This is a genomic window from Luteimonas terricola (assembly GCF_004352845.1).
Taxonomy (GTDB): Bacteria; Pseudomonadota; Gammaproteobacteria; order Xanthomonadales; family Xanthomonadaceae; genus Luteimonas; species Luteimonas terricola.
In genome coordinates, this window is the sequence record NZ_SJRX01000003.1 from 329,463 (window position 1) to 341,743 (window position 12,281).

Annotated in this window: 11 protein-coding genes and 2 tRNA genes; 6 read left to right on the top strand and 7 right to left on the bottom strand. The window is 68.6% G+C overall.

Translation table 11 applies throughout. The annotated features are described in order from the left end of the window. The first annotated feature begins 8 nt into the window (after positions 1-8). Genes E2169_RS09020 through E2169_RS09030 form a run of 3 tightly spaced genes read left to right on the top strand, consistent with a single transcriptional unit; the run spans position 9 to position 3,288 of the window. On the top strand, positions 9-1,112 hold the full coding sequence (locus tag E2169_RS09020) for a dipeptide epimerase (RefSeq protein WP_132986288.1): 1,104 nt from the start codon (positions 9-11) through the stop codon (positions 1,110-1,112). A 7-nt stretch (positions 1,113-1,119) separates the two neighbouring features. After that, positions 1,120-1,959: a MurR/RpiR family transcriptional regulator gene (locus tag E2169_RS09025; protein ID WP_132986289.1), complete on the top strand. Its 840-nt coding sequence runs from the start codon at positions 1,120-1,122 to the stop codon at positions 1,957-1,959. A gap of 51 nt (positions 1,960-2,010) precedes the next feature. Further along, positions 2,011-3,288 carry a dicarboxylate/amino acid:cation symporter gene (locus tag E2169_RS09030; RefSeq protein WP_229659137.1) on the top strand — a complete coding sequence of 426 codons (1,278 nt, stop codon included), beginning with the start codon at positions 2,011-2,013 and terminating at the stop codon, positions 3,286-3,288. Between the two features lie 30 nt (positions 3,289-3,318). Here the strand turns inward: E2169_RS09030 and E2169_RS09035 are convergent, their stop codons facing one another. From E2169_RS09035 to E2169_RS09045, 3 genes are all read right to left on the bottom strand, one after another. After that, a complete protein-coding gene (locus E2169_RS09035; protein WP_132986290.1) occupies positions 3,319-4,950 on the bottom strand; it encodes an FMN-binding glutamate synthase family protein in 1,632 nt (543 codons plus the stop codon). 136 nt (positions 4,951-5,086) lie between these two features. Continuing rightward, a tRNA-Leu gene (locus E2169_RS09040) sits at positions 5,087-5,174 on the bottom strand. Positions 5,175-5,277: 103 nt separating this feature from the next. Next, positions 5,278-5,365 (bottom strand) — tRNA-Leu (locus E2169_RS09045). 347 nt (positions 5,366-5,712) lie between these two features. Here E2169_RS09045 and E2169_RS14265 point away from each other — a divergent pair. Beyond that, positions 5,713-5,868, top strand: coding sequence for a hypothetical protein (locus E2169_RS14265; protein ID WP_165942380.1), 156 nt, complete (start codon positions 5,713-5,715; stop codon positions 5,866-5,868). Between the two features lie 7 nt (positions 5,869-5,875). Here the strand turns inward: E2169_RS14265 and E2169_RS09050 are convergent, their stop codons facing one another. Beyond that, entirely contained in the window at positions 5,876-6,880 is a 1,005-nt protein-coding gene (locus E2169_RS09050) for an NAD-dependent epimerase (protein WP_132986291.1), read from the bottom strand. 87 nt (positions 6,881-6,967) lie between these two features. Here E2169_RS09050 and ligD point away from each other — a divergent pair, with 87 nt between their 5' ends. Continuing rightward, entirely contained in the window at positions 6,968-9,451 is a 2,484-nt protein-coding gene (ligD, locus tag E2169_RS09055; protein WP_132986292.1) for a DNA ligase D, read from the top strand. Here ligD and E2169_RS09060 read toward each other — a convergent pair. Then, positions 9,448-10,077 carry a DNA-3-methyladenine glycosylase gene (locus E2169_RS09060; protein ID WP_132986293.1) on the bottom strand — a complete coding sequence of 210 codons (630 nt, stop codon included), beginning with the start codon at positions 10,075-10,077 and terminating at the stop codon, positions 9,448-9,450. The genes ligD and E2169_RS09060 overlap by 4 nt on opposite strands. A gap of 115 nt (positions 10,078-10,192) precedes the next feature. After that, the gene (locus tag E2169_RS09065; RefSeq protein ID WP_132986294.1) at positions 10,193-10,723 is read right to left on the bottom strand and encodes an outer membrane beta-barrel protein; all 531 of its coding nucleotides are present in this window, start codon (positions 10,721-10,723) and stop codon (positions 10,193-10,195) included. Between the two features lie 185 nt (positions 10,724-10,908). On the opposite strand from E2169_RS09065, the gene E2169_RS09070 reads away from it, so the two are divergent. Then, on the top strand, positions 10,909-11,463 hold the full coding sequence (locus E2169_RS09070; RefSeq protein ID WP_132986295.1) for a DUF2058 domain-containing protein: 555 nt from the start codon (positions 10,909-10,911) through the stop codon (positions 11,461-11,463). A 180-nt stretch (positions 11,464-11,643) separates the two neighbouring features. Here E2169_RS09070 and E2169_RS09080 read toward each other — a convergent pair whose 3' ends face one another. Further along, positions 11,644-12,216 carry a carboxymuconolactone decarboxylase family protein gene (locus E2169_RS09080; protein ID WP_132986296.1) on the bottom strand — a complete coding sequence of 191 codons (573 nt, stop codon included), beginning with the start codon at positions 12,214-12,216 and terminating at the stop codon, positions 11,644-11,646. Positions 12,217-12,281: the final 65 nt, after the last annotated feature.

The window sequence follows — 12,281 nt, forward strand, 5'->3', positions numbered from 1 at the left end:
ACACGCCAATGAAAATCACCGACATCCGGCTGGGCATGCTGCGGGTCCCGCTGAAGACGCCCTTCAAGACCGCGCTGCGCACCGTCGACACCGTCGAGGACATCGTTGTGATGATCGACACCGACGACGGCCGCACCGGCTACGGCGAGGCCGCGCCCACCGCGGTCATCACCGGCGACACCCACGGTTCGATCATCGAGGCCATCAACAAGGTCATCGGCCCGCGCCTGATCGGCCGCGACATCGCCGACCTCAATCGCAACGTGCAGCTCGTGCAGACCGCCATGGAGCGCAACACCAGCGCCAAGGCCGCGGTGGAGATCGCGCTGTACGACCTCTGGGCGCAGCTCTACGGCGCCCCGCTCTACCGCATGCTCGGCGGCGGCGGCGACCCGGTGGTCACCACCGACCTCACCATCAGCGTCGACTACATCGACAAGATGGTGGCCGACTCGCTGGCCGCGGTGGAGCGCGGCTTCGAATCGCTGAAGATCAAGGTCGGCAAGGACATCGGCCTCGACATCGAGCGCGTCAAGGCGATCCACGCGGCCGTCGACGGCCGCGCCCTGCTGCGCCTGGACGCCAACCAGGGCTGGACGCCGAAGCAGGCCGTCTCCGCCATCCACGCGCTGGAAGACGCCGGCGTGCACCTGGAACTGCTGGAACAGCCGGTGCCCGCGCGCGACATCGACGGCCTCAAATACGTCACCGAGCGCGTGCACACGCCGGTGATGGCGGACGAAAGCGTGTTCGGCCCGGCCGAGGTGATCGACCTGATCCAGCGCCGGGCCGCCGACATCATCAACATCAAGCTGATGAAGACCGGCGGCATCTCCAACGCCGTGCGCATCGCCGACATCGCCGCCGTGCACGGCGTGGACTGCATGATCGGCTGCATGATCGAGTCCGCGATCAGCGTCGCAGCCGCCGTGCACCTGGCGGTGGCCAAGGCCGGCATCATCACCAAGGTCGACCTCGACGGTCCCTCGCTGTGCACCTTCGATCCCGTGGATGGCGGCGTGGAGTTCAACGAGTCCGAGATCGCCATCACCGATGCGCCGGGCCTGGGCATCCGCTCGGTGCGCGGGCTCGAGCCGCTGGCAAGGGCCTGACCGCGGCATGGCTCCGCTGGCGAAGATCCGCGGCGAGCGCGACCGGATGTCGGCGATCGAGCGCCGCATCGCCGACTTCATGGTCGAGAACGCCCACCTGCTGCGCGACTACTCTTCGCAGCAGCTGGCCAACGCGCTCGGGATCAGCCAGTCGAGCGTGGTCAAGTTCAGCCAGAAGCTAGGTTTCAAGGGCTATCCCGACCTCAAGTTCTCCATCGGTGAATCGCTGGCGCGGCGCGAGTCCGCCAACGGCGACGACGACGAGACCGCGGACGGCGAAGGCGGCGACGACCCGGGCGCGCTGCTCGCGGAGTCGCTGTGGCGGGCCAAGGGCGAAGCGGTGAACGTCACCCGCGCGCTCAACGCACACGCCGACGTCGCCGCGGTGGCCGAGGCGATCCGCGTCGCGGGCAAGGTCTACGCCATCGGCGTCGCCCACGACGGCCTCTACGCGCGCGCAATCGCGATCAAGCTGGCGCTGATCGGGCGCACCGCCATCCACCTCTTCGACCCGGCGCTGATGGCCGTGGGCACCTCGTCCACCGCGCCCGGCGACGTGCTGCTGGTGCTCTGCGAACACGGCCACGACGCGGCCCTGTGCCACACCGCGCGCCTGTTCCGCCAGCGTGGCGGCAAGGTGGTCACCATCACCCGGCACACCGCGAACGCCCTGCGCGCGCACGCCGACATCGCCCTGCTGGTGAGCGCCCACGACCCGCGGCCACAGGTGGAGCTGTTGCTCTACCAGGCCGCACTGCAGCACCTGCTCGACCTGGTGTTCCTGCTGCTGTGCGAAGACGAGGCGCATCTGCGGATGCTGGTGGAAAATGCAGCGCCGATCGAGTGATGATGGCGGCATGAGCCGACATCAACGTTACGCCTGCGCAAGCCGGAGCCGATGACGGTGCCGCGCATCTCCAACGCCGCGCGCGTCCTGATCGCCCTCGCGCTCGGAGCCATCGTCGGCCTCGCTCTCTCCTACAACGATCCGGCGCTCGGCGCCCGCACCGCCGACCTCGTCCAGCCCATCGGTCGCCTGTGGCTCAACGCCCTGCAGATGACCGTGGTGCCGCTGGTGGCGGCGCTGGTGGTGCTGGGCGTCAACGCCGCCACCGACGCCGCGGCCTCGGGCCGCACCGCGCGCCGGGCGATGGCCGTGTTCGCCGTGCTGCTGATCGCCTCGGGCACCTTCACTGCCTTCATGGCGCCCGGGCTGCTGTCGCTGGTGCCGCGCGACCAGGCCCTGGTCGACGGCTTCCGCCTGGCCATCGGCGCCGACGCCACCGTCATCGGCCGCGCGCCCTCGTTCGGCGAATGGATCACCACCGTCATCCCCAGCAACGCCCTGGCCGCGGCCGCGGCGAACGCCATGCTGCCGCTGGTGGTGTTTTCGCTGTTCTTCGGCTTCGCCGCCACGCGCATCGATGCCGAACGTCGCGCACGGCTGCTGGAGCTCGTGCAGGCCATTGCCGACACCATGATCCAGGTCGTGCGCTGGGTGCTGTGGGCGGCGCCGCTGGGCGTGTTCGCCCTGGTGCTGGCGGTGTGCGCGCGCGTGGGCCTGGCCGTGCTGGGCGCGCTGGGCTGGTACGTGCTGCTGCTGTGCACGCTCTACATCATGGTGACCGTGATGCTCTACGGCGTCGCGCGCGTGGCCGCGAGGGAACCGGTGCGCCGCTTCATGGTCGGCATCTTCCCGGCGCAGGTGATCGCCGGCAGCACGCAGTCGTCGCTGGCCTCGCTGCCGGCGATGATCGACTGCGCGCGCACGCGCCTGGGCTACCCGCTGCACGTCACCGCGCTGGTGCTGCCGATGGCGGTGTCGCTGTTCCGCATCACCAGTCCCGTGCAGTACATCGGCGTGGTCAGCTTCATCTCGTGGATGTACGGCATCGAGCTCGGCGGCGTGCTGATCGCGACCGCCATCGTGCTCTCGGCGCTGATCAGCATGGGTTCGGTGGGCCTGCCCGGCCAGGTCAGCTTCATGACCAACAACCTGCCGGTGACCCAGGCCATGGGGCTGCCGGTGGAGCCGCTGGGGCTGCTGCTGGCGGTGGACAATATTCCCGACATGTTCTCGACCGTCGGCAATGTCAGCGCGGACCTGACGGCGACGGCGATCGTCAACCGGCTTGATGGCGGCGTGCCTGACGTGGGCGGCGTGCCGGAGACGTGACGCGCGCCTGGCTCCGCGCCCGCACCGGCCTCAGTTCGACTTCGACGTACGCATTTCCAGCACCCGCGCCGGCGGCGCGAAGGTGTCGGGCCGCGCGATCGCCCAGAAATTCTTGAACACCGCGTGCCGCTCGGGGATGCTCGACAGCAGTTCGCCCGGCTGCAGGAACTGATAGACGTTGGCCAGCGACGACACGTGCATTTCCGACACCCGGCGCACGATGTGCTCCGGGCCAAGCTCGGCCGGTGACGACAGCCCCGCCGCGCACAACAGGTCGCGCAGCGCCAACATCGTGTTGCGGTGGTAGGAGGCGACGCGGTCGGCCTTGTCCGCCACGTCCAGGTGCTTCCAGCGCCGCGGATCCTGGGAAGCGATGCCGGTCGGACACAGGTCGTTGTGGCAGCTGCGCGCCTGGATGCAGCCCAGCGAGAACATGAAGGCGCGTCCGGCGTTGCAGAAATCGGCGCCCATGGCCAGCGTGCGCGCGATGTCGAACGCGCTGGTGATCTTGCCCGCCGCGGCCACGCGCACGCGGTCGCGCAGGTCCACGCCCACCAGCGTGTTGTGCACCAGCATCAGCGCCTCGTTCATCGGCACGCCGATGTGATTCATGAACTCCATCGGCGACGCGCCCGTCCCGCCCTCGGCGCCGTCGACCACGATGAAGTCCGGCAGGATCCCGGTCTCGCGCATGGCCTTGGCGACCGCGAACCATTCCCACGGATGGCCGATCGCCAGCTTGAAGCCCACCGGCTTGCCGCCGGCCAGCTCGCGCAGCCCGGCCACGAACTCCAGCAGCCCGATCGGCGACCCGAAGGCCGAATGCTGCGCCGGCGACACGCAGTCCACGCCCACCGGCACCCCGCGCGCCAGCGCGATCTCCGGCGTCACCTTGGCCGCAGGCAGCAGCCCGCCGTGGCCGGGCTTCGCGCCCTGCGACAGCTTGATCTCGATCATCTTCACCTGCGGATCGGCGGCATTGGCCGCGAAGCGCTCCGGATCGAAGCGCCCGTCCGCGTCCCGGCAACCGAAGTAGCCCGAACCGATCTCCCACACCAGGTCACCACCATGCTCACGGTGATAGCTGGAGATCGAACCCTCCCCGGTGTCGTGGTAGAAACCCCCGCGCTTCGCGCCCAGGTTGAGCGCACGGACGGCGTTGGCCGACAGCGACCCGAAGCTCATCGCCGAAATGTTGAACACGCTGGCCTCGTAGGGCGCACTGCCCTCCTCGCCCACGCGGACCCGGAAGTCATGGTCGGCCAGGTGCGTGGGCACCAGCGAATGGTTGATCCACTCGTAGTCCTTGCCGTAGACATCGTGGATCGTCCCGAACGGCACCGTGTCCTGCACCCGCTTGGCCCGCTGGTAGACCAGCGCCCGCTGCTCGCGCGAGAACGGCACCTCCTCCGTGTCGCGCTCGAGGAAGTACTGGCGGATCTCCGGCCCCACCGACTCCAGCCCGTAACGGAAGTGGGCCAGCACCGGATACAGCTGCCGCAGCGTGCTCCTGCGCTGCATCACGTCCGCCAGCCCAAGCAGCGCCAGCGACCCGGCGACGGCCACCAGCCACCACCAGTTCGACGACGCCGCAAGCGCCAGCACGATGCCGACGAGGGTGGCGACGATGCAGGCAAACCAGGCGAGATAGCGGTAGGTCATCGATCACGGCGGAAGTCGCGCGCCCCGGCGGCGCCTGGCCAATGATCACACACACGCCGCGGCGGAATGGCCGCCCCACCCGACCCATGGCCCGCGCGCACCGCCTCTCGCATGAGAGCGGACAACTGTCCCGTTGTGGTGCCCGGGGTGGGAATCGAACCCACATGACCTCGCGGCCGGAAGATTTTAAGTCTCCTGCGTATACCTGGTTTCGCCACCCGGGCCGGTGGTGCGGACCTGGGTCGCAGGCACGCATTCCGGTCAAACGCACGAAGCCGGCCGCAACGGCCGCGGCGCTGAGTGCGATTGCGAACGGGGGTGCAAACGTGGTGCCCGGGGTGGGATTCGAACCCACAGTGGCCGTATGGCCCAGGGAGTTTAAGTCCCCTGCGTCTACCGTTTCCGCCACCCGGGCATGTGTGTCGGGGCCTGCAGGCCCTGTTCGGACACTCAGGCGACGTCGCGTAAGCGCGCGCTCTTCGGCGTCCGCAGGGACTCGCTGCGGGGTTTAGAGGATGCAACATTGTCCACGGTGCTACCAGGCCGCCCCCGCGGCAAGCAACGCTGGCCCAGTCCCATCTCCAGCACCTAATCCATCATGCCATCCGCCGCACTCAGAGGAACGCGTGAAGGCAACGGCAAGATACTCTTCTTACAGACCTGCTGCACCGCAGCAAGCATAGAGGCTCGTGATAACCCCTTGCCACCGATACCCGCATCAAGGGCGACCGCAACAAGCTTGTGGCGGCCGGGATGCAGGGCATGTTCACCATGCCCGACCGCAGCATGAACGAGCCAGCGCGCCATCGAGGCCCTGGAGGTCAGTCGCGCAAGCTTGGCCGACAGCAACGCGAGCTGCTGCACAGCTTGCGCCTGTACCGCACGAAGCAGAACATCGCCGCCGAAAGCGAGCAGTAGCCCCCGCTCAGTGGTACTCCCGGTACCAGCGCACGAAGTTCGCCACGCCCTCCTCCACCCCCACCGTCGGCCGGTAGCCCACGTCCGCCACCAGCGCCGACACGTCGGCCTCGGTATCGGGCACGTCGCCAGCCTGCAAAGGCAGCAGCTCCACCACCGCCTTCTTGCCCAGGCACTGCTCCAACACTTCGATGTAGCGCAGCAGCTCCACCGGCTGCTCGTTGCCGATGTTGTAGATCCGGTACGGCGCCACGCCGCTGAAGCCCGGATCGGGCGACTCGCCCTTCCACGCCGGATCCGCCGCCGGCACGCGATCGAGCGCACGCACCACGCCTTCAACGATGTCGTCGACATAGGTGAAGCTGCGGCGGTGGTGGCCGTGGTTGAAGACCTTGATCGGCTCGCCGGCCAGGATCGCCTTCGTGAACAGGAACAGCGCCATGTCCGGCCGGCCCCAGGGCCCGTACACGGTGAAGAAGCGCAGACCCGTGCACGGGATGCCATAGAGGTGCGCATAGCTGTGCGCCATCATCTCGTTGGCCTTTTTCGTGGCCGCATACAGTGTCAGCGGATGCTCGGTGCCCTGGTGCTCGTTGAACGGCATCGCCAGGTTGGCCCCGTACACCGAACTCGTCGACGCGAACACCAGGTGCTGCACGCCGTGGTGGCGGCAACCTTCCAGGATGTGGAGCGTGCCGGTGACGTTGCTCGACACATAGACGTGCGGGTTCTCCGCCGCGTAGCGCACGCCCGCCTGCGCCGCCAGGTGCACCACCCGGTCGGGCCGGTGCTTCGCGAAGACCTCTTCCACCGCCGCGCGGTCGGACAGGTCGCCCTGCACGTGCATGTAGCGCGGATGGTCCATGAAGCGCGCCAGCCGCGCCTTCTTCAGGTTGACGTCGTAGTAGTCGTTGAGGCTGTCGAAGCCGATCACCTCGTCCCCGCGCGCCAGCAGCTTGAGTGCGACATGGCTGCCGATGAAGCCAGCGGTGCCGGTGACGAGGACTTTCATGCGCAAGACTCCGGGGTAAAGCGAAATGATACCGCGCGTACCCCTCGATCACGGCCGCACCACGGCGGCCGCGACAAGGTGGCGCGCATGAGCCTGGTCGACTACCGGCGCAAGCGCAGCTTCGACCGCACCCGCGAGCCGGAGCCCGGCAAGTCGCTGCCGCGCGGCCGGCGCGCGATCTTCGTGGTGCAGCTGCACCACGCCAGCAGCCGCCACTACGACTTCCGCCTCCAGATCGGCGACGCCCTCAAGAGCTGGGCCGTGCCCAAAGGCCCCAGCTACGACCCTTCGGTGAAGCGGATGGCGATCGAAGTCGAAGACCATCCGCTCGACTACGCCGACTTCGAGGGCGAGATCCCCAAGGGCGAATACGGCGGCGGCCACGTCGCGCGCTTCGACCACGGCGTCTGGTCCACCGATGGCGATGCCGAGGCGCAGCTGGCCAAGGGGCACCTGCGCTTCGAACTCTTCGGCGACAGGCTCAGGGGCAGCTGGCACCTGGTGCGCTCCGGCAAGCCCGCGCGCCAGCCGCAGTGGCTGCTGTTCAAGGACAGGGACGCCTACGCCGGCACGCTCGAGGCCGACGACCTGCTGGCCGACGTCGCCGCGCCCCTGCCCACGCGCCGCCGCAAGGACTGGGCGAAGAAGGCACTCGCCCTGAGCGGCGCGAAGCGCGGCAAGGCGCCGACCGGCCCCTTCGAAGCGCAGCTGGCCAAACTCGGCGAGTCCCCGCCCAAGGGCGAGCAGTGGCTGCACGAACTGAAGTGGGACGGCTACCGGATCCTTGCCACCATCGCCGACGGCCGGGTGCGGCTGTGGTCGCGCAACGCGCTGGAGTGGACCGACCGGATCCCCGAGATCCGCGACGCGATCGCCGGCCTGCGCCTGGAGTCAGGCGCCCTGGACGGCGAACTCATCGCCGGCCGCGGCAGCAAGGAGGACTTCAACCTGCTGCAGGCCACGCTATCGGGCGAGCGCCAGGGCACGCTGGCGCTGGCGCTGTTCGACCTGCTGCATATCGATGGCGTCGACGTGGCCGCCGCGCCCCTGATCGAGCGCAAGGCGCTGCTGCAGGCGCTGCTGGAAGGCGTGCCCGGCCACCTCGCCTACAGCTCCCATATCGAAAGCGACGGAGACGCCGCGTTCAAGCTGGCCAGCGACACCCATTTCGAAGGCATCATCTCCAAGCGACTGGACCGCCCTTACCACGGCGGCCGCAGCGACGACTGGCGCAAGACCAAGCTGCTGGCCAGCGACGAATTCGCCGTCGTCGGCTACACCGCGCCCAAGGGCAGCCGCACCGGCTTCGGCTCGCTGCTGCTGGCCAGGCCCGATCCCGAACACGGCTGGCTTTACGCCGGGCGCGTGGGCAGCGGCTTCAACGACGCACTGATGGCCGAGGTCACGACGATGCTCGGCAAGAAAGGACGCAAGACGCCCACCGTCCACGTACCGGCGATGGATACCGACCTGCGCAGCGCCACCTGGTTCGCCCCGCGCTTCGTGGTGGAAGTGTTCTACCGCGGCATCGGGCGGCAGCAGCTCCTGCGCCAGCCTTCCCTCAAAAGCGTGCGCCGCGACAAGGACATTGCAGACCTTGCCGACAGCGACGCCGCCCCCGCAACCGGTCCTGCCAAAATGCCTGCCAAGTCGAAGCCCAAGCCCGCCGCGAAAACCGCCGCGAAGACCACCCGCAGCAGGCGCGAACCCCCCAGGCTCTCCAGCCCCACCAAGATCCTCTTCCCCGACATCCGCGCCACCAAACAGGACGTCTTCGACTACTGCAGCGCGGTCATGGACCACCTGCTGCCGGAAATCATCGGCCGCCCGCTCTCGATCATCCGCTGCCCCTCGGGCACGGCCAAGGCCTGCTTCTTCCAGAAGCACCACACCGCCGGCCTGGAGCTCGTGTCCTCGGTGCGGCTGAAGGAGGAAAGCGGCGGCAGCGGCGAGTACCTGGTGGTGGAAGACGAAGCCAGCCTGCTCGAACTCGTGCAGTTCAACAGCCTCGAGTTCCACCCCTGGGGCTCGCACGCCGCCAAGCCCGACATCGCCGATCGCGTCGTGTTCGACCTCGACCCCGGCCCCGACGTCCCCTTCGCCGAGGTGAAGCAGGCCGCCCGCGACATCCGCAAGCTGCTCACGCAGATGGAGCTGCAGTCCTTCCTGCGCGTCACCGGCGGCAAGGGCCTGCACGTCGTGGTGCCGCTCAACCCGGGCTGCGACTGGGACCTGACCAGGCGCTTCGCGCACGGCTTCGCCGACACGCTCGCGAACACCGAGCCCGACCGCTTCGTGGCCACCGCCACCAAGAGCCGCCGCAACAGGCGCATCTTCATCGACTACCTGCGCAACGGCCGCGGCGCCACCGCGGTGGCCTCGTACTCGCTGCGCGCGCGCGACCGCGCACCGGTGGCGATGCCCATCACCTGGGAAAGCCTGGGCAAGCTCAAGCGCGCCGACGCCTTCACCATCCGCGACGTCCCCGCCACGCTCAAGCGCCGGCGCAAGGATCCATGGGCCGGCATCGACCGCATCAAGCAGAACCTCGCGCGCTGGGCGGAAACCTAGCTGCTGCCGCCCCGCTTCGGGCGGCGCGGCCCGGACACGTGCACATGCCCCGGCACGTGCCAGCGCCAGGGCAGCTCGACCGCGCGCGTGATGCCGATCCTCGGCCCCACCACAGGTACCCCAGGTGGCGGCGTGCCGTCGGACACGATGGCGATGCCGCGGTCGGCGGTGACCAGGTCGGCGCCATCGAACTCGCCGGTGATGCCCATCGCCTGCGACAGCTTTCCCGGTCCGTTGGCCAGGTCGCGGTCGCGCCGCGCGGCCGGCCGCAGCGGCCGCATCACGTCCAGCCCCCGCAGCGGCTCCATCGCGCGCAGCAGCACGCCCGTGCCCTCGCCCACCTCGCCGCAGACCGCATTGCTGCCCCAGTGCATGCCGTAGGTGAAGTAGACGTACAGATGGCCCGGCTCGCCGAACATCGTCGCGTTGCGCGCCGTCTTGCCGCGGAAGGAATGCGCCGCTGGATCCTCGCTGCCGGCGTAGGCCTCGACCTCCACGATGCGGCCGGCGCGGCCGTCGGCGCGCACCAGGATCCTGTTCAAGAGTTCAGGCGCGACCTGCGTCGGATGCCGGCGATAGAACTCGCGCGGCAGAGGGGTCCAGCCTGGCGGCAACACAAGCTTCATCGAGTGATTCAAGCGCGATGGCCAATGCATCGCAAGCACCGCGCGCCCGGCAGCGCGCACAAAAAAAACAGGCCGGGAACCTCCCGGCCTGTTCCATCGCAACGATCCCTCGGGATCAGAAGTCGAAGCGCACCTGCACCTGCGCCAGGTCGACGTCGACGTCGTCCATCTCGAAGCGGCTGTACTCGCCGCGCAGGGCCACGTTGTCGGTGAAGCGGTACTGCAGGCCCAGGCCGTAGGTCGGGTCGGTGCCGTCGTCGCTCGCGCGCAGGCCCCCGGCACGGGCGTCGGCGTCCCAGCTGTGGAAGCCGGCCTTGGCGTAACCCGAGAACCTGTCGGTGAAGGGCAGCGTGCCCACCATCACCGCGGACACGGTATCGGCCTCCAGACTCGCCAGGCCACCCGCCGCATCGACCTCGCCGAAGTCGGTGTAGGCCACTTCAACGCCCCAGTTCGGATGGAACTGGTAGCCGCCGAACACCTGGTAGCCGGTGTCCTCGTCGTCCAGCGCACCCTCGTCGACCATCGACTGGCCCACGCCGGCGCCGGCATAGAACCCGATGGGCTCGGCGGCCTGCGCGCCGAAGGCGAACGCGCCCAGGGCGAGCGCAAGGACGGAGCTGGTCAGGATGTTGGTCTTGTTCATTGCGTGTGACTCCTGTTTTGTGTGCGGGACAGGTCTTGTCGCCTGTCACTGACCCACAACATGAGGGTCACGCCCTTGAAGCAAATGGCATGCAGGGGCACAGATCGTTTCGATACCGGAACAGCATCCACCCCCACCGGACCCGGCCGCTATGATGGCGCCAGACCCCACTGCGAATCCGTGACATGGCCAAGGGAAACCCGCTCCAGGAACAACTGTTGAAGGCCGGCCTGGTCAAGAAATCCAAGCTGTCCGAGGTCGCGCGCGAGCAGGCCAAGGCGCGGCACGGCAAGAAGCCCAAGGCGCCGAGCGAAACCGCCCTGGAAGCCGAGCGCGCACGCGCCGAAAAGGCCGAGCGAGACCGCGCGCTGGCCGCCAAGCAGAAGGCCCAGGCCCGCACCGCCGAACTCCGCGCCCAGGCCCGGCAGATCATCCAGGACAAGAAAGTGCCGCGCTCGGGCGAAAGCGAATACCGCTTCACCGCCGACGGCGCCATCCGCACCCTGCTGGTCAACGACGAACTGCGCAGGATGCTGTCCTCCGGCGCGCTGGTGGTCGCCCGCCTGGGCGACCGCTACGAACTGCTGCCGCGCGCCGCCGGCGACAAGGTACGCGAGCGCGATGCCGACATGATCGTGCTCGACCACGGGCAGCAAGCGGGCACCGAACCCGCCGCCGCAAGTTCGGAAGACGACGCCTACTACGCACAGTTCAAGGTGCCCGACGATCTCGTCTGGTAACAGGGACTGCGGAGATCGTAGACCCCACACCGCGTCATGAACGCTTCGCGGACGCCGAGGCGCTGCTCATGCAGCGATTCGAGTCGGTCACCCTGGCCGAACTGGCGGTCGACTTCGCCCGCCGCCACGCTGCCCGGCGGGCTGGAGCAAGATCGACTTCATGGTCGCCCTCGCCATTGCTCATCCGGTCGGCAGGCTCTGTGCCCTTTCCACTCCCCGCTGGAACTTCACGGCCGGGAAGTCCAGCGGCACCGCGAACGCCACGTTGACGTAGTTGGTGAACAGGTTGAGCGCCACGTGGGCCAGGATCTCCATGAGCTCCTCGTCGCTGAAGCCGGCGTCGCGCAGGGCCTGCACATCGCTGTCTCCAACCTGGCCGCGGCCGTCGACCACCTTGAGGGCGAAGACGAGTGCAGCGGCAGTCCGGGGGTCGCCCGAACGGCCCGCCTGTGCCTCGGTCATTTCGTCACCGCTCGCGCCGGCCTTGCGGCCCAGTGCGGTGTGCGCGGCGAGGCAATAGCTGCAGGCGTTGCGATCGGCGACGGCGACGGCGATTTGCTCGCCGAGCTTTGCGGGGATGACGCCCTTGCCCAGCGCGCCGAACAATCCCCACATGCCCTGCAGTGCTGCAGGAGAATTGGCGACCGCCTTGAACATGTTCGGCGTGGCGCCAAACGCGGCGTTGATGTCGGTGAGGGTGGCCTTGCGGTCGGGGGTGGTGTCGTCGGGGTTTACCAGCGGGATACGGGACATGGGACGTCTCCTGGGTCGGGTGGTGGCGGCGCCCGGTCGAGCGCTCGATGACCATCCTATGGAGC